Origin of the sequence: Mycolicibacterium vulneris (genome assembly GCF_002104765.1) — a bacterium.
In the GTDB taxonomy this organism is placed as follows: Bacteria; Actinomycetota; Actinomycetes; order Mycobacteriales; family Mycobacteriaceae; genus Mycobacterium; species Mycobacterium vulneris.
The window spans coordinates 120651-137243 of the sequence record NZ_NCXM01000006.1 but is presented as its reverse complement, the minus strand read 5'-3'; the positions used below and the strand labels follow the sequence as shown (position 1 = coordinate 137243).

Sequence of the window (16593 nt, the reverse complement as noted above, 5' to 3'; positions counted from 1 at the left end):
TGCCATAATGGGCGGGCCACGGTCGGGTGCGCGAGAACCATCAGTCGGCGCTCCGCCCCCGGACCACGAAATCGGAAGGCGCCAGATGAGATTCACGGTTTACCTACCCAATTGCATGCACGTCGCCGCCATCACGCAGCCCTGGGAACATCAGCTCTCCGGTGCCGACATTGCGCGAGTCGCCCAACACGCCGAGCAGCTGGGTTATTCGATGGTATTTCTGCCAGAGCACTTCCTCACCCCGACGGCTCATCTCGAGTTGTCCGGGGATCATTACTTCGACGCCACCACTGCCCAGGCCTTCGTCGCAGGCGCCACCTCGACGATCACCGTCGGCTCGATGGTCACCATTCTGCCGCTGCACAATCCGATCATCGCCGCCAAGCAGATCGCAACGTTCGACTGGCTCAGTGGCGGTCGCGCTCAGACCACCGTCGGTGTCGGCTGGCTTAAAGAGGAGTACGACGCGATCGGTGTCCCGTTCACCAAGCGCGGCCGCATTGCAGACGAATATCTCGAGGCGATGTTCGAGTTGTGGCATAGCGATTCGCCAAGTTACGACGGTGAATTCGTCAAGTTCGACGACATCGCGTTCGGGCCCAAGCCGATCTCCACACCGCACCCGACGGTGTGGATGGGCGGAGACGCCGACGCGGTACTGCGCCGGGCGGCCCGGTTCGGAGATGGCTGGGCGCCATGGCTCACCAAGCCCGACGAGCTGCCGGCCAAATTGGATTACCTACGCTCGCAGCCCGGGTTCGACGACCGGCCGTTTTCGGTGTTCTACAGCCTGGCGGTGTTGTCCGTCGGTCAGGAGCACGCCATCGTCGACGACCCGAATGCGCAGTTCGGCCAAAGCGCCCAGCAGGTCATCGACAACTGCAACATGCTGGCCGAGCGCGGCGTCACGGACACGTGGGTTAACCCACCAGCGCTGGACGGGCTCAGCGCCTACCTCGACCACATGCAGTGGGTAGCCGAGGAAATCATCCCCAAGGTCGGATGAGCGTTCCGCGACAGCCGCGAGATCTATTGACCCCTCGACGACGGCTTGATGTTCAGCGGCACCGATTGCAGCGACATCGTCCCGGTCGGCCAGGGCATCTGTGGCGGCTTGCCCAGCGCCAGAGTGTATTCGGGAATGCGTGAGTGCCACTCCTCGAGGATCAGCCTTAGTTCGAGACGCGCCAGATGTGAACCCAGACACCGGTGCGGTCCACGCCCGAATGCGAAGTGCACGACCTTGCTGTCGAGATGAATCTGGTCGGCATCCTGGTATCGACGCGGATCGCGGTCGGCGCTGCCATAACTGAGCATGACCGTGGTGTCCTTGGGCACGAACCTGCCCGCCACTTCGACCCCCTCCGTGGTGACACGTGGCGCAAACGGAACAGGACCGTCGACGCGTAAGATTTCTTCGATAAACGCCGGTATGAGCGTGAAGTCGTGCGCAATACGCCGGCGCATGTCGTCGTCGGCCGCCAGCCTGGCTAAGGAGAACCCGACGGCGGAGGTGACGGTGTCGAGCCCGGCCAGCACGAACATGAAGCACAGGCCCAGGATCTCGTTGTCCGACATTCCGCCCTCGTCGGTGTCTTGGATCAACTGGGTGAGCATGTCGTTGCCGGTTGCATCGGCGCGCCGCTCGGCGATGTGCTCGGTCAAATAGCTGAACAGTTCCAGCGCATGAGCCATCACCTCCGGGGTCGCTTCGGTGCTACTCGGATCGGTGAACTGCAAGATCGCGTCCTTCCACTTCACCAGCCGGTCGCGGTCGGCCATGGGCAGCCCGAACAGTGTCAAAAACACCTGGGAGGGAAAAGGTGTCGCGAGATCGGGTACCACGTCGCACTCACCGCTCGCGACAATGGCATCGATCAACTCGCCCGCCTGCCTGCGTAGTTCGGGCTCACGCTCGGCCATTTTCTTCGGGCCGAAGAACGGGTCAAGCATTCGGCGGAAGCGGGTGTGATCTGGCGGATCGATCGCGATCGGTACCAACGGAACCGGACTTCCCAGCCGGTCGAAAGCCCGTGCCGACGAGAAGATCTCAGGTTTCTTGGCCGCGAACTCGACGGCCTCGGCACTGGTGAGCACGACCTCCTCGCCAGAACTCACCGCCTCGCCGGCCTCCCGCAGCTCCCGCCAAGCGCGCGTGCGGTCCTCCGCGAAGGGCAGATCGTTGATGTTCAGCGTTCCGGTCATGCCGAGCTCGGTCATTGAGACGAGATCCTCCCTACCCGCGCCGGCTGGCGCTCAAGTATCACTATGACAGTGCACTGTCATATATTGGGAAGTATCGTCGGTATCACCACGAGTGTCAACGATGTGCCGGCACCCGGAGTCGTTGTACTGTCGGGACACCCAGACGGGAAAGGGGATGGCGGATGGCCCGGGGCGACCGATCACCGCGGGACGCGCATGCGGACCGGGTCCGCAATGCTCTGCTGAACGCGGCCCTGGACCTGTTCAGCACTAACGGTTACGACGAGACCACCACGGACCAGATCGCCGAGAGGGTGGGCGTCTCGCCGAGGACCTTCTTCCGCTACTTCCCAACCAAAGAGTCGGTGCTTTTCTTCGGCGAGTACGACTTCATCGACGCCGTGAGCGGGGTCTACCTCGCTCAACCGGAGGAGGCATCAGACTTCGAGGCGTTGGCGAATTCATTCGCGTTGCTTGCACCAGGACTCAAGCGCATCCGTAAACGGATCGCGCAGTACCACGACGCCGTCGCATCGTCGCTCGTGTTGCTGGGCCGCGAACGCAAAAACCACGAGGCCAACGCCGAGACCGTCGCTCAGGTGATCGCGGAACGACGCCGGATGCCCACCCCCGACAGCGAATGCCGGCTCTTGGCGGCCGTCGGCATGCTGCTCGTCGAGCGCGCCCTCAATCAGTGGCTTTCGACGCCAGGCCGTTCACTAGACGACCTGATCCGCCAGGAATTCGCCGCCCTGCCCGCGGTGCTGAAGTAGGGCGAGCTAGCGATCGTCGAAACGGGTGCCGTCGGGGCACGCCCGCGGGGTGCCCGGTCCGCAGTACTGCGTGCGCAGATAGCTCGGGTAGGTCTGGGTCGGCCCCGCGTAAAGGCCCGCGAAGTTCACCGGCAGGTCGTACACGCCGATCGCCACCACGTGCAGAAACCCGGTGACCGCGAGCACCCTCAGCAGTCCTCTGGCCCGTGGCCCTGCCCACCCCAGCGTCTCCACACCCGCCTCCACCCTGATCTGGCCGGCGCGGTTGCGAAAGAACATCAGCGCTCCGCTGGAGCTGAGCACCAGCGACCACAGGATCGGGCCGTAGAGCGGTATCTGCATCGTCTGACCCGCCCAGAGCGTGACGCCGGGAATCGACGCCGGATAGCCGAGCAGGCCGTGGCGCACCGCAAAGATCTCGAGCGGAAACTCGATGACGTACACCGCAAGCCAACCGGCGCAGAAGGTGCGGACGGGCCCCAGCGTCGGCCATCGGTGCCGCGCCCGTCCCATGGTCCACCGGGCGATCGAGCCCATGGCCAGCGGCATCCAGATGTAGATCATTCCGATCATCAGCACCGGCTCGGCCATCAATCGACCGTCGGGGCTGAGCCAGCCGGGGATGTTCTGCGTCCAGTTGCCGAAATTGAGCAAGCCGGCGTTGTAGAACAGTGCCGGCTGAAACCAGTTGATGAGGGGATCGTGCCACCATGCGATCGCCGATCCGATCACGATGGCAGCTTCGACGCAGAGTTGACGCTCGCGCACGCTCTTGCGGATCACGTAGCCGATGGCAGCCATTGCCAGTATGGGGCAGGCGATCTGGAAGGCGGTCATCGCCCAGTGGGTGGCCGCGGGGATCGGGTCGGGACCGGGATTCACCGGGGTCGCATTGCCCGACACGATCCAGGAGATGTAGACGTAAGCGGCGATGACGACGCACACCGTGCCGAGGCTCGACCAGAACAGCACCGGCCGAATCGTCTTGATCTGCGGAGGCTCGATGGCCGATGGCTCTGCCCGGCTAGAGGACTTCAGATCCGTCACTAGTAGCTCCTTTGGCACGACCTACCAAAGATGACAGTTCACTGTCATAGTGTCAATGTCCGGCATCGGATGCCGGGCTGCGAGCGGTATGCCGCAGCATTCGAGCCGTCATACAGCGGCACCCTCTATCACAGATTCTGGTGACAAACGAAATATAGTCAACTAGGTTACATATGTAGAAAGATCGGCTGAACGGAATGGGGTCCGCTCCCTCACCTGCCCGCTGAGAGGCAACGATGCTTTTCGCCACATCACAATTGGCACCACCGGCAACCCTCAACCCATCTGGCGTCTGGTTTTTCAACTGGGTGATACCGATCGCCGGCAGCATCTTCATCGTTCTGGCGATCGCCGACGTCATCCGGCGGCGGCGCCTGACCTGGGGATTCCTTTTCCTGTTCAACAGCCTCGCGGTGTATTGGATGGAGACCATCGGGGACTGGGGCCAGATGCTGTTCTACAGCCCGGCGTTCGCCCAGCACCATCTGCTCGAATGGCTACCGATCAAGACCCCTAACGATCCGTTGTTCATGCCGTTCGCCTACGCGGTGTATTGGGGGGTGCACGCGCTTCTGGTGTTGTGGCTGAGTCAATGGGTGTCCGCACGGTTCGGCTGGAGCATGCTCAAATCCATGTTGGTGCTTGCGATTCCAGTCAACTACATCTGGGACTTCGCCGTCGAGGGCACCGCCACGGCGATGGGATGGTGGACCTACGATCCCGGCATGGGGCCGGTTCTGGAGTGGGGCAACGGCGGTCGCATCACACTGCTCTGGACCATCGGCATCATGTGCATATGGCCCAACCTGATCGCCTATTGGGCCGGTAAACCGCCGATTCGCGGCCTCAACCATATTGAGCGATTCTGCCGGTTAGATCGCTTCACCGTCCCGCGGACCGCATTGCATGCGGCTGCCGACACCGAAAGTCGCGGCGGGACAGCCGTTGCCACCAAGCAATTGGTCTCGACCAAGCAGCAAGAATTCGACGACTACCTCAACTACGACGTGGCGATTCCGCGGTGGCGCTTCGAAATCATGCGACTGGGCGCCTGGTTCATCGTCTTCCAGGTCACCTTCTTTGTGTTCCTGATCATTCCGCTGGTGGTGTTGCGCACCGTGACCGGCGCCGACAGCCCCTACATTCCGTGATCCGAAAGGAGTCGTGGTGGCAAGCGAACGCATGAACAAGCTGCCCGCTGAATTCTTTCTTCCTCCGCAGACCAATGCCGCGCTGCAGCGAGAAACCGTCCGGCTTGTCGCGGCATGCGTGGCGTTCATCGTGATCCTCGGCGTCATCGTGGCGTTGACGCAAGGCATCGTCATTACGGTGTGATGCCATGGTCGGCCGGCGACTGATCTAACATTAGTGTCACTTCTAGCGGAGGTGATGGACGTGACGCCAGAGCGGCTGGTTGTCTGTGCAAGCCACAGCCCGGGTAAGGAGCGCGATGTCGAACACGCCTTCGGTCGCAGGTTCCGCTCGGCACTGACGTCGGCGGCCGAACGCGCGCAACACTTCGATCCCGACGTGGTGATCGTGTTCGGCGGTGACCACCGCCGCGCGTTTCGACACGTGGTACCCGCCTTCGGGGTCGCGTTGTCCGCATCGATTCTGGCCGAAGGCGGCCACCCGGCCGGCAACCTTGATGTCCCGTCCGCGGTGGCACGCCGACTGTGCGAACACCTGCTGTCGGCCGGGTTCGACGTCGCGGCATGTCGTGACATCGGACTGGATCACGCGTTCGCCCAGCCCGTTCGGGATCTGCTCGGCGACTTGGCGGTCAAGCCGGTCATCCCGCTGCCGGTGAACTGTGCCACGGCTCCGCTTCCGACTGGCCGTCGAGTGGCCGAGTTCGGCGCGGAAGTTGGCCGGTTCCTCGACGGGATCGCCGAGCGGGTGCTGGTGATCGGGACCGGAGGGTTGTCACATTCCCCGCCGAGTCTGGAGGTCGATACCTACGACCTCAGCGACGAAGACCGGGCGCGGATCATCGCCGAGGGTATGGCGGCAGCGCGCACCAAGATCCGTCCCGATTGGGACGCCGAAGTGTTGGACGCCATGTCGAACTGGGACGTCGCTTCGCTGATTCGGCTCGTCGACACCGCCCACACCCGTGCGGGCGCGGGCGCCAACGAGGTCAGGACCTGGCTTGCCGCGGGCGCCGCGGGCGGTGGGCGGCCGGTAACCCCGATGGTCTATGAGCCTGTGCCGGAATGGATCACCGGGATGGCCGTCGCTGCGTCAGCGTGATCGAGGCGCCACGCGCGCGGGCCGCGGTTGCGCGGCCGGGGTTCGGGAGAAGCGCGGCGCGGACGCCGGTTGACGGATCCCGTCGATGTCGACGAACACGTTGCGTGCCCGCATATGCGGATCGTCGATCGCCTCGGTCGCGGTCAGAACCGGCGTGACGCATGCGTCGCTATCCGAGAAAACCCGCGCCCAGTGGTCCCGAGTTTCCTCCCGGAATTTGTCCGACAGGGCATCCCGCATCGCGGGCCAGCCGGCACGCTCCCGTTGCGGGCCCAGAGTGTCCGGGTCGATCTCCAGCAGCCGCAGCAACTCGGCGAAGAAGGCCGGTTCAAGCGCACCCACGGCGACGTAGCCACCGTCCGCGCATTCGTAGGTGCGGTAGAACGGCGCCGAGCCATCAAAGATGTTGTCACCCCGCCCGTCTGACCACCGGCCGTCGCCGAGCATCGCCCACAGGATGTGGCCCAGCATCGGTGCGCCGTTGACAATCGCGGCATCGATCACCTGGCCTCGCCCCGAGGCGTGTCGCTCTAGCAAGGCGGCAAGGACGCCCACGACCGCGAATAGCGAGCCACCACCGTAGTCGCCGACCAGATTCAGGGGTGGCGCCGGCGGACGATCCGGGTCACCCATGGCGTGAAGCAATCCGGTGAGGCCGACGTAGTTGATGTCATGGCCGGCCTGTCGAGCTCGGGGACCGGTCTGGCCCCATCCGGTTATGCGGGTGTAAACCAATCTCGGGTTACGACGGCAGCATTCGTCAGGTCCGAGGCCGAGGCGTTCGACGACGCCGGGTCGGAACCCTTCGATGAAAACGTCAGCCTCGTCGATGAGGCGGCGCACCCCGTTGAGCTCGGCGGCGTCTTTGAGATCGGCGAAAACGATCCGGCGCCCACGCAGCTGGGCGCCCCCACCATCACCCCCGGGCCGCTGGATTCGCGTCACTTCCGCACCCAGGTCGGCGAGCAACATCGCGGCGTGCGGCCCGGGGCCCATGCCCGCGAGTTCGACGACCTTGACGCCATTCAGAGGACCCGCCGGTGCCTGCGGGCAGCTATCTGCCACCTGATGAGCCTAGCCATAATCTGACACTGCATACATATGGTGTTTTCTGTCTGCGCAATGCATCCAGGGGCTATAAGGTCATCCTGATATGATTTTCTGACGTATCCGTCATCTAATCCTCCGGGGGTGCTGCACTGTGTGCGTCCGCGGTTCGGGTATTACAGCCGGATACGAGGCAGGCGGTAGGACCGGTCAGCCGGCCCGGAATTCGCCGGCGACATGACGAATGCGCCACTGGCCGGCATAACCGTCGTGAGCCTCGAGCAGGCGGTCGCCGCGCCGTACGCCACCCGACAGCTGGCGGACCTCGGCGCACGGGTAATCAAGGTCGAGCGCCCGCAGGGCGGCGATTTCGCCCGCGGCTACGACCGCACAGTGCACGGGGAGTCGAGCTACTTCGTCTGGCTCAACCGTGGCAAAGAGTCGTTGACTGTCGACCTCAAGCAGCCCGAGGGCAGACGCATCGTTGAGCGTCTACTCGAGGGCGCCGACGTGCTGGTGCAAAACCTGGCGCCGGGTGCCGCGGCTCGGATGGGCTTGGACGCCGAATCGGTGGCCCGCGCGCACCCACGGACCATCACAGCGACCATCAGCGGCTATGGACAGGACGGACCTTGGCGCGACCGCAAGGCCTACGACCTTTTGGTACAAGCCGAGGCCGGGTTGTTGTCGGTGACCGGTTCGCCGGCGGAGGTGGCGCGCACCGGTGTATCGATCGCCGACATCGCCGCCGGCATGTTCGCCTTCTCCGGAATCCTCACCGCGCTTTACACCCGCGCCACCACCGGCGCGGTGCGGCCGGTCTCGGTGTCGTTATTCGACGCGTTGGTCGAATGGATGTCCCAACCCCTCTACTACGGCCGCTACGGGGGAAAGGCGCCACCACGCACCGGCGCGCGGCATCCGACGATCGCCCCGTACGGCCCGGTGACCGCGGGCGACGGCGGCACCGTGTTGCTGGGCGTGCAGAATTCAGCCGAATGGCTGAGGTTCTGCGAAATCGTCTTGGAAAGAAGAGATCTCGTCGACGAACCGCGGTTCGCTACGAACCCTGATCGGGTAGCGCACCGCGATGAGTTGGAGTCGATTATCACCACCGTGGCGGCGCGGCTGAGCGCTGAAGAACTCGAAGCGCGCCTGCAGAGCGCCGGCGTGGCGCACGCGCGCATGAACGGTGTTGATCACTTGTGGCTACATCCGGTACTCGTCGGCCGGGATCGATGGCACGAGATTCAGACGCCCGGCGGTCCGGCTGCCGCGCTGCCGCCGCCCGCGGGCCTGGCAGGCGTCGATCCGGTGATTGGTGACGTGCCCGCGCTGGGCGAGCACAGCCGAAAGATTTTGCACGAGTTGGGATATTCCGCACAGGCGACCGACGAACTTATCGCCGCTGGTGTTACGACGGCATAGCCCAGGACTCGATCTACTTCGCGCGTCCGAAGAATCCGCGGTTGATGCAAGTCATTAACACATCGACGAGCTCGTCGTCGTCAATCGGTTCGGGCAGATCGAGAGCGGCCTGCGGCACCCGGGTGACGAGCGCACGCAGGATCAGTGCGGAGACCACCGGGTCGAACGGATACCGACCCGGTCCGCGGATCAGCATCCTGGCCGCGCCGATATCCATCTGCACCTGGCCGTTCTCCCCGATGCTCACGATGGTGGGGTCGTCGGTGGCGCCTTCGGCCCACGCTTCGATGCATCCCGAATACCGGTCGTAGAACTCGACGTAGGTACGCAGCCAGTGCCGCAGCGTCGACTTCTTGGCCACTGGGTCGACGTCGGCGATCCGGTGGGCGAATGCCGTTCCGGCCCCGTAGATTTCGGCGGCCACGGCGGCGAGCAGATCCTGCTTGTCGCTGAAGTACTTGTAGAACGTGCCCCGCGCCACGTTGGCCGCCTCGACAATGTCATCGACACTGGTGCTGCGATAGCCCCGGGCGCGGAACTGGGCTGCGCCGGCATCGGCCAAAGCATTTACGGTGGTGACGGCGCGCTTGCTGAGGCTGGTGGTGCGCTCGCTGATCGAGAGCCCCGCGATGTCTGGGGCCGGAGGTGCCTTGAGGGCGTCGATGTCGGCCGCCGGATCCGTGCTGGCGTGCAAAGACAGTGACCGCAGCACCGATCGTGGGGTGTCAGGGAACAACATCAGCTGCAGGAATACCGACAACGTGTCGACCGCATCCTTGGCGCTACGGCCATAAGCGCGGTCGGTATGTACGAACAGATTGATGCGGTGCACCAGCGCGGTCATCGCCATGGCCGCGACCTCCGGGTCCAGGCCGTTGAGGCCCGAGCCGGCGAGCCGCTCCGCGAGGCGGTGGTTATAACCGCGTACAAACCGGGTGATTTCGGGACGCACCTTGGTGTCCGACGAGGCGATCGCCGTCCACTGCACGAACATCGTGGAGTATTTGTCGAACACCCAACTCCACTCCCCTAGCCACCAGTTCAGATTGTCGAAGCCGACCTCGTCCGGGCCGAGCGGACCGATGCGACGCGCCACCCGAAACAACGCGCTGCCGCATTCGTTGAGCAACTCCAGGAAGATCTCGTCCTTGCCTTTGAAGTACTGGTACAGGGTGGCCCGGGACACCCCTGCCGCTTTGGCTATCGCGTCGACCGAGGTGTCGAAGTAGCCCACCCGGCCGAATAGCTCCAGCGAGACCTCGGCGATACGGCCCCGGGTGTTGGCACCGCGAGCGCCCACTGCGGGGCTGGAGGGGCCGTAGCTGGCCCGGCGGACGATCGAGGCTTCGGACATAGTGTTTCCAGCCTATGGCCGATCCGCGTCACCCGCGCCGCATCGAGCGGCGTTCCGCGGGTTGACGAACTCGGCGGTGCCGGTGATCGCGACGCCGCCCGTCTGCCGGGTAGCGGTCAACTCCACGATCACCCGTTCGGCGTCAGGCTCCGCCGACACGGCGGTCACGGTGCCCGAGCAGGTCAACACGTCGCCCGGCCAGACCTGCTCGCGAAAGCGGACGCCGAAACGGCGCACGCTGCCCGCGCCCAGCCAATCGGTGGCGAACCCGGCCAGCAGCGCCGCGGAGAACATGCCCTGGGCGAACACCGAAGGGTAGCCGGCGGAACGCGCGAGTTGATCGTCGTAATGCATGGGGTTGAAATCACCGGACGCGCCTGCGTAGCGGACGAACATCTGCCGAGTCAGTGGTCCGAACTCGCGGACCGGCGCCTGCACGCCGACACGCAATGCGGTGGTCGTCGTGGTCTGTCCGCCTGCGCCGTCGCCGGGACTCATCGGGGGGCCGTCTCGATGAAGGTGGCTTTGGCCTCGGCGACGAGCGCTCCGCCGGCGTCGCGGTACTCAGTAACCACGGTGGCGAAACGCATCGTGCCCCCACGTTTGCCCGGTTTCGAGTACCGATCGACGATCCTCTCCCGTGCGGTCAGGACGTCACCGGCCGCGGGCGGGGCGGAGTGAAAGGTGTATTCCTGTTCGCCGTGCAGCAAGCGCTTGCGGTCGAAACCCACGTCAACCCGGACACCGGCCGGGGCCCAGCGGCCTGCGGTCGTCAGGAATGTCGGCGGGATGATCGCGTCAGGACCACGGTAGGCGGGATCGTCGCACAACATGGCCTCAGCGAACTCGGCGACCTTGCCCTGCTCCACGACCAGGTCCCACGGCCGTCCGGAATTACCGTCGGCGTCGTTATCGGACGATGCACTCATAGTGACCAATACTGTCAGAAAAAGTGAAGACCTGAAACTAAATCGTCGCTTCTTAGCCAATGGACTGCTTGTCCAAAGATGACATTGCTGCCAGAATCGGTGCCCATGGTGGAGTTGGCGGCAAGCTATGCCGCAGGCAAATGGGTGTCGGGCGCGCACGCCGGAACACTGGATGTGACGTCGCCGGCCACCGGCGAGCTGCTGGGCACCGTCGGTATTGCCGGCCCCGACGACGTGGGCGCCGCGGTCGCCGCCGCCCGCGGCGCGCTGCAGTCGTGGGGGCGGGTCGCTCCTGCCGATCGCGGTGCCGCATTGGGGCGACTCGCCGACGCGCTGAGCGCCCGCAAGGGTGAACTGGCCGACCTGACCACCGCGGAGATCGGCTCGCCGCGATCCTGGAGCACCTTCGGTCAGGTCATCACCGCGGTCGGCGTGCTGCGCGCCTACGCGTCGATCACCCCGCACTATCCCTTCTCGACCACCCGTCCATCGGTGACGGGCGGCACCGTCGAGGTGCGTCAGCTTCCCGTCGGCGTGGTCGGCGCCATCGTGCCATGGAACACACCGCTGTTCATCGCAGCGCTAAAGCTCGGTCCCGCCCTGGCGGCGGGGTGCACAGTGGTGCTCAAGCCGGCGCCCGATGCCCCGCTCGAATTCGGCGTGCTGATGGAGGCGATCGAGGAAGCTGGACTGCCCGACGGAGTCGTCAACGTCGTCAACGGGGGCGCTGAAACCGGCGAGCTGCTCACCGAACATCCGGGGGTCGACAAGGTCAGCTTCACCGGCTCGACGGCCGTCGGTGCCAGGATCGCAGCGTCGTGTGGCTCCCGAATCCGCCGCTGCAGCACCGAACTGGGCGGCAAGTCCGCGGCCATCGTGCTGCCCGATGCGCCGCTTGAGACGACGGTGCCGGGTTTGGTCGCCGGCGTGATGGGCAACAACGGTCAGCTGTGCGCCGCTCTGACGCGAATCGTGTTGCCGCGCAGCCGCTACGACGAATTTGTGGCCGCACTGACGGCCGCCGTCGCCGAGCTGATCGTCGGGGATCCCGCCGACCGGGCCACCGATATCGGTCCGCTGATCAACGAGGCTGCGCGCGACAGGGTCGAGGGGTTCCTGCGGCGCGCGCGGCAGGACGGCGCCACCGTGTTGGTCGGCGGCGAGCGGCCCAACCGTCCAGGGTGGTTCCTCTCTCCCGCGGTCGTCGCCGCGACCAACGACATGGAGATCGCCCGCGAAGAGGTCTTCGGACCGGTCGCGGTCGTGATCGCCTACGACGACACCGGCGCCGACGACGTCGCTGAGGCGGTGGCCATCGCCAACGACTCCCGGTACGGGCTGGTCGGCGCGGTGTGGTCTGCCGACGCGGAACGGGCGGCGGCGGTGGCGGCCCAGCTGCTGGTGGGTTCAGTGGCCGTCAACTCGACCGCCGTGCTCGACTTCGCCAGCCCGTTCGGCGGATTCAAGCAGTCCGGCATCGGCCGCGAGGGGGGCCCCGAGGGCATCGCCGGGTTTGTCGAGCATCAAGCCATCATCCGTTGAGCCGGAAGGGATTCCAGTGCAGACTCAAGCAGCGGTCTTGTTCGAACGCAACACACCCTGGTCCATCGAGTCCATCGAGCTCGACGCGCCGAAGGCGACCGAGGCGCTGATCGAACTACACGCTTCGGGCATGTGTCACTCCGACGACCATCTCGTCACCGGCGACATGCCGATCCGATTGCCCTGCATCGGCGGGCACGAGGGCGCGGGCGTGGTCAAGGCCGTCGGTGAGCACGTGTCGTGGCTGTCGCCGGGCGACCACGTGGTGTTCAGCTTCATCCCGTCGTGCGGACGGTGCCCGTCGTGCTCGACGGGCCACCAGAGTCTGTGCGACCTCGGCGCAAAGATCTACTCGGGCATGCAGATTCACGACGGCACCGCTCGCCACCATCTCGGTGGCGACGACCTCGCGCTGGCCTGCGGTATCGGCTCGTTTGCCCACCACACCGTGGTGCACGAGGCCAGTTGCGTGAAGATCCCGGACCACTATCGCCTCGACCTGGCCTGTCTTCTGGGCTGCGGCTTCATCACCGGTTGGGGATCCTCGGTCTATGCCGCCAACGTCAGGCCGGGCGACACCGTTGCCATCGCCGGGGTCGGTGGCATCGGCGCCGCGGCAGTCCAGGGCGCGCGGCTCGCGGGTGCCCGCACCATCACCGTCATCGACCCCTCGGAGTACAAACGGGCCGAAGCGGTCAAGATGGGAGCCACTCATACCGCGGCCGACTGGAACGAGGCGAAAGCCGTTGTTGCCGAAGCTACCTGGAACCGCGGCGTAGACAAGTTCATCTGTGCTATGGGAGTCGGTGACGGCCAACTAGTCGGCCAGGCGCTGGCCATGACGGCCAAGCGTGGCCGGCTGGTGGTCACCAACATCCACCCAATGCTGGAACGGGAGATCCGGGCTAATCTGATGGACCTCACCCTGACCGAGAAGCAGATTGTCGGAACCCTCTACGGCTCGGGCAATCCCCGTGCCGACATCCCTAAGATCCTCGAGTTGTACAGCGCCGGGCAGGTGGACCTCGAATCCATGGTCACCCGCACCTACCCCCTGGAGAAGGTCAACGACGGCTACGCCGACATGCACGCCGGCGCCAATATCCGTGGCGTACTGATTTATCCGCCCGCCGAGGGATCACTCGGCTGAGGCAATGCGGTCTCACATACGAGGTCCGCTGGGCACGTGACCGGACGATCTGGCGGCACATCGACCGAGTGCAGCGTGAGAAAGGAAGCGAGATGTCATCTCCTCGGCTGAAGTGCGTGGACACTGCCGGGACGCTCGCGACCGCGGGATGGCTCTGGGGAGGAGCGACGTGATCAGCAGACGTCTGGCAGGCAAGGTGGCGCTCGTGACCGGTGCAGCCAGAGGACGGGGTCGAAGCCACGCGCTACGTTTGGCCCGCGAAGGCGCAGACATCATGTTGGTAGATCTGTGTGACAACATCCCTTCGTGTGACTATCCGCTCGCCACTAGCGAAGACCTCGACCGCACCGCTTGCATGATCGAGAAGCTCGACCGACGAGCGGCGGTGTACCGCTGCGATGTCTGCGATCGAACCGAAATGGAGATCGCAGTCGACACCGCCGTACGGCAACTCGGCGCGCTCGACGTCGTCGTCGCGAGCGCCGCCATCGCCCCAACTCGGGCGGAAGCCCCGATCGCGGCCTTCATCGACACGTTCGACGTCGACTTTCTCGGCGTGGTAAACACTTTCAGCGCCGCGATGCCACGTTTGAGCGAAGGCGCGTCCCTTATCGCTTCTGGTCCCTCATCGTCGGCGCAAGGACCTCTTCACGATCGGCCGCAGGGACCGGGCGGGGCGGCGTATGAACTCGCGCAGTCGATGGTTTCGCAGTATGTGCAGATGCTAGCTAAACAGCTTGCGCCGCTTGGTATTCGGGTGAATACCGCCAGCGGTTCGGAGAACGGCTACGACTCTGGCTACGCCGGACGGCTGTATCGGCCCGTCATGCTCGACGTTGATCGCGTTGGCGCGGCGTCGCTTTCCACCATGTCATGGCCTGTTACGACCTGGGCTGACACGGATGCGTCCGCCGCGGTGGCATTCTTGGCGGCGGACGAATCGCGAGCGATAACCGGCCGGCACGTGACGGTTGATGCCGGCTCGTCCCTCAACTAACCCGACGACCGGGCGCTACACCCGCGCGGCTCAGGTCGACGCCACCCAGTTGGTAATCGATGAGGTGAATGAGGCACCCAGTTTGGCACGTATCCACGGCGGTAGATTTTTTGGCATCGGTAACGGTACCGACCGGGCGCCACGCGCCTCGAGCAGTGCCTCGTACGCGGCGGTATCGCCGCCGAACGGTTGTCCCTCACCGGCGATGAACCCATACAGTTCACACCCCTGCGGGCCGGCCTCCCAAGGTCCGAATACGTCCCCCCACTCAAGCATGATGTGCGTGCCTGCGCGGGCGACCACGTCGCCGCAGCGGATCTCGCCGGCCAGGATGAAATTGCTGTGATCGCCGGTGTGACCGTGCTGCGAGGAGATGGCCCCCGGGTCCCACTTGTTCCAGAACGCGAAGTACCGGGGAGACAGCTCAATCCACTTCTCCCATATCGACGCCGTACGGCCATCTGCGAACTCATAACGCAGCATCTCCTCAGCCGGTACGTCGTCGAGATGCTTGATCGACGGTCCGCCTCTCATTGGGCACTTCCCTTCCGCTACTGATTACGTCCCGACTACAGCCCTCTGCGCTTGACGATCAATCACATCGTCGGAGCCAACGGCAGGCGATCACGACGTTGCAAGCCGCGCCGTTGTTCACTCTTGACGCAGTTCATTCGGGTCCCGCCACCGTCGAGGTGAAGCCTATTTTTAGTCGCACATCTCAAACCTGCACCTGCTCCCACCCTCCACCTTCGGCGGAGCGGTGCGCGGCGTCGATCACCGCGAGCGACAACAGCCCGTCCTCGAAGGTAGCCGCGCCGCTGGGACCACCGTCGAACGCGGGCAGCCAGTCCTGCAGCATCAGCGCCATAGCCCTGCTGGCGTGACCCGCCAGGCCCCCGGGCAACCGCTCGGGGTGCGCGGGTTCGCGTTCATCCACCGTCAGGGGACTCAATCCCGCATCGGTGGCGGCGCCGAGGCTGTATGCCGCGGAACGCAAGTCGCCGTCGCCGATGATGGTGCCATCGGAGCCGAACAATTCGAGGCGGTAGTGATCGGCGTGGGCGCCCATAACGGAGAGGCTCAAAATGACGGTCACCCCCGACTCCATACGCATCAGCAGTGCCGCGGTGTCATCGGCGGTGACCGGTAGGGTCCCCCCGTCGGGCAGTTCGCGGACAGGATCGCTGGTGCGCACCTCCGCGCACACCGACACCGGGCGGCCGAGCAGGCTGGTCAGGAAGTCCAGATCGTGCACCAGCATGCCGGCCAGATAGCCGCCGCCCTGCTCGCGGTCGTACATCCAATGTGCCTGCAGCGGATGACTCGGATGCCAATACGACGCGCTGCGACTGACCCGGGCGAGGTACTGCGAACCGAGAAAGCCCGAGCGCACCTTGTCGGCGACTGCCAACCAGTCCGGGTTCCACCGGTTTTCGAAACAGCAGGCGGTGGGCAGCTTGGAATCGGTCGCAGCACGCACCATGTGGCGGGCCGCTTCGAGGTCGCCCGCCAGCGGCTTCTCGCACAACACCGGCTTCCCCGCCGCCAGTGCGGCGATCGTCATTTCGTGGTGCAGCACGGTGGGAGTCGCGACCGAGATGACGTCTAGGTCGTCGCGGGTAACGAAAGACTGCCAATCGGTGGAGGTCTGTTCGATGCCCAGTTTGGCCGCCGCACGCTCCAGCCGATCGGGTGTACGCGCACAGAGCGCGACGGGCTCGAAGCCCTTCGCCGCCCGGAAACCGGGCACCTGCACACGTGCGCCCCACCCGACGCCGATGATGCCGACCCGTAAAGTCATGTGCTCTTCTCCGTTCCTCCGTTTGCAGTGACACTAACGTTAGATAACTCGTGCCGCGAGCGAACAA

The 16593-nt window shown here is 64.9% G+C and carries 17 protein-coding genes; 9 read left to right on the top strand and 8 right to left on the bottom strand.

The genetic code is table 11. From position 1 onward, the window contains the following. Nucleotides 1–85: 85 nt before the first annotated feature. Nucleotides 86–1006 carry a TIGR03619 family F420-dependent LLM class oxidoreductase gene (locus B8W69_RS07800; RefSeq protein ID WP_085289271.1) on the top strand — a complete coding sequence of 307 codons (921 nt, stop codon included), beginning with the start codon at nucleotides 86–88 and terminating at the stop codon, nucleotides 1004–1006. A gap of 23 nt (nucleotides 1007–1029) precedes the next feature. On the opposite strand, the gene B8W69_RS07795 is transcribed toward B8W69_RS07800, so the two are convergent. Next, the gene (locus B8W69_RS07795; protein ID WP_009953879.1) at nucleotides 1030–2220 is read right to left on the bottom strand and encodes a cytochrome P450; all 1191 of its coding nucleotides are present in this window, start codon (nucleotides 2218–2220) and stop codon (nucleotides 1030–1032) included. Nucleotides 2221–2387: 167 nt separating this feature from the next. On the opposite strand from B8W69_RS07795, the gene B8W69_RS07790 reads away from it, so the two are divergent. Further along, on the top strand, nucleotides 2388–2978 hold the full coding sequence (locus tag B8W69_RS07790) for a TetR family transcriptional regulator (RefSeq protein WP_085289270.1): 591 nt from the start codon (nucleotides 2388–2390) through the stop codon (nucleotides 2976–2978). A 6-nt stretch (nucleotides 2979–2984) separates the two neighbouring features. On the opposite strand, the gene B8W69_RS07785 is transcribed toward B8W69_RS07790, so the two are convergent. Beyond that, the gene (locus tag B8W69_RS07785) at nucleotides 2985–4025 is read right to left on the bottom strand and encodes a spirocyclase AveC family protein (protein WP_165762569.1); all 1041 of its coding nucleotides are present in this window, start codon (nucleotides 4023–4025) and stop codon (nucleotides 2985–2987) included. A 236-nt stretch (nucleotides 4026–4261) separates the two neighbouring features. Here B8W69_RS07785 and B8W69_RS07780 point away from each other — a divergent pair, with 236 nt between their 5' ends. Genes B8W69_RS07780 through B8W69_RS07775 form a run of 3 tightly spaced genes read left to right on the top strand, consistent with a single transcriptional unit; the run spans nucleotide 4262 to nucleotide 6278 of the window. Continuing rightward, nucleotides 4262–5176 carry a spirocyclase AveC family protein gene (locus B8W69_RS07780; protein ID WP_165762568.1) on the top strand — a complete coding sequence of 305 codons (915 nt, stop codon included), beginning with the start codon at nucleotides 4262–4264 and terminating at the stop codon, nucleotides 5174–5176. 16 nt (nucleotides 5177–5192) lie between these two features. Then, the gene (locus B8W69_RS30540; RefSeq protein ID WP_155254932.1) at nucleotides 5193–5360 is read left to right on the top strand and encodes a DUF7156 family protein; all 168 of its coding nucleotides are present in this window, start codon (nucleotides 5193–5195) and stop codon (nucleotides 5358–5360) included. A 54-nt stretch (nucleotides 5361–5414) separates the two neighbouring features. After that, a complete protein-coding gene (locus tag B8W69_RS07775) occupies nucleotides 5415–6278 on the top strand; it encodes a 3-carboxyethylcatechol 2,3-dioxygenase (RefSeq protein ID WP_085289268.1) in 864 nt (287 codons plus the stop codon). Here the strand turns inward: B8W69_RS07775 and B8W69_RS07770 are convergent. After that, entirely contained in the window at nucleotides 6270–7274 is a 1005-nt protein-coding gene (locus B8W69_RS07770) for a CaiB/BaiF CoA transferase family protein (RefSeq protein WP_245843168.1), read from the bottom strand. The genes B8W69_RS07775 and B8W69_RS07770 overlap by 9 nt on opposite strands. Before the next feature lie 288 nt (nucleotides 7275–7562). Between B8W69_RS07770 and B8W69_RS07765 the strand changes: the two genes are divergently transcribed. Next, nucleotides 7563–8753 (top strand): CaiB/BaiF CoA transferase family protein, encoded by a 1191-nt coding sequence (locus B8W69_RS07765; RefSeq protein ID WP_085289266.1) that lies wholly within the window; start codon nucleotides 7563–7565, stop codon nucleotides 8751–8753. Nucleotides 8754–8766: 13 nt separating this feature from the next. On the opposite strand, the gene B8W69_RS07760 is transcribed toward B8W69_RS07765, so the two are convergent. From B8W69_RS07760 to B8W69_RS07750, 3 genes are read right to left on the bottom strand one after another with little or no spacing between them, the layout of a single operon-like run. Further along, complete coding sequence (locus B8W69_RS07760) at nucleotides 8767–10107, bottom strand: TetR/AcrR family transcriptional regulator (protein WP_085289265.1); 1341 nt, start codon at nucleotides 10105–10107, stop codon at nucleotides 8767–8769. A 12-nt stretch (nucleotides 10108–10119) separates the two neighbouring features. Further along, the gene (locus tag B8W69_RS07755; protein ID WP_009953867.1) at nucleotides 10120–10605 is read right to left on the bottom strand and encodes a MaoC/PaaZ C-terminal domain-containing protein; all 486 of its coding nucleotides are present in this window, start codon (nucleotides 10603–10605) and stop codon (nucleotides 10120–10122) included. Continuing rightward, complete coding sequence (locus B8W69_RS07750) at nucleotides 10602–11036, bottom strand: FAS1-like dehydratase domain-containing protein (protein ID WP_080749702.1); 435 nt, start codon at nucleotides 11034–11036, stop codon at nucleotides 10602–10604. The genes B8W69_RS07755 and B8W69_RS07750 overlap by 4 nt, the downstream gene beginning before the upstream one ends. 78 nt (nucleotides 11037–11114) lie before the next feature. On the opposite strand from B8W69_RS07750, the gene B8W69_RS07745 reads away from it, so the two are divergent. The 3 genes from B8W69_RS07745 to B8W69_RS07735 all read left to right on the top strand — a co-directional run bounded on the left by B8W69_RS07745 (nucleotide 11115) and on the right by B8W69_RS07735 (nucleotide 14725). Beyond that, nucleotides 11115–12578, top strand: a complete 1464-nt coding sequence (locus tag B8W69_RS07745; RefSeq protein WP_038535475.1) for an aldehyde dehydrogenase — start codon at nucleotides 11115–11117, stop codon at nucleotides 12576–12578. A 16-nt stretch (nucleotides 12579–12594) separates the two neighbouring features. Further along, the gene (locus B8W69_RS07740) at nucleotides 12595–13728 is read left to right on the top strand and encodes an NDMA-dependent alcohol dehydrogenase (protein WP_085289264.1); all 1134 of its coding nucleotides are present in this window, start codon (nucleotides 12595–12597) and stop codon (nucleotides 13726–13728) included. Nucleotides 13729–13876: 148 nt separating this feature from the next. Next, nucleotides 13877–14725: an SDR family oxidoreductase gene (locus tag B8W69_RS07735; protein ID WP_225345943.1), complete on the top strand. Its 849-nt coding sequence runs from the start codon at nucleotides 13877–13879 to the stop codon at nucleotides 14723–14725. Nucleotides 14726–14755: 30 nt separating this feature from the next. Here the strand turns inward: B8W69_RS07735 and B8W69_RS07730 are convergent, their stop codons facing one another. Both B8W69_RS07730 and B8W69_RS07725 read right to left on the bottom strand, forming a co-directional pair. After that, nucleotides 14756–15259, bottom strand: a complete 504-nt coding sequence (locus B8W69_RS07730) for a cupin domain-containing protein (protein ID WP_011724946.1) — start codon at nucleotides 15257–15259, stop codon at nucleotides 14756–14758. Nucleotides 15260–15443: 184 nt separating this feature from the next. Further along, nucleotides 15444–16526: a Gfo/Idh/MocA family protein gene (locus tag B8W69_RS07725; protein ID WP_009953861.1), complete on the bottom strand. Its 1083-nt coding sequence runs from the start codon at nucleotides 16524–16526 to the stop codon at nucleotides 15444–15446. Nucleotides 16527–16593: the final 67 nt, after the last annotated feature.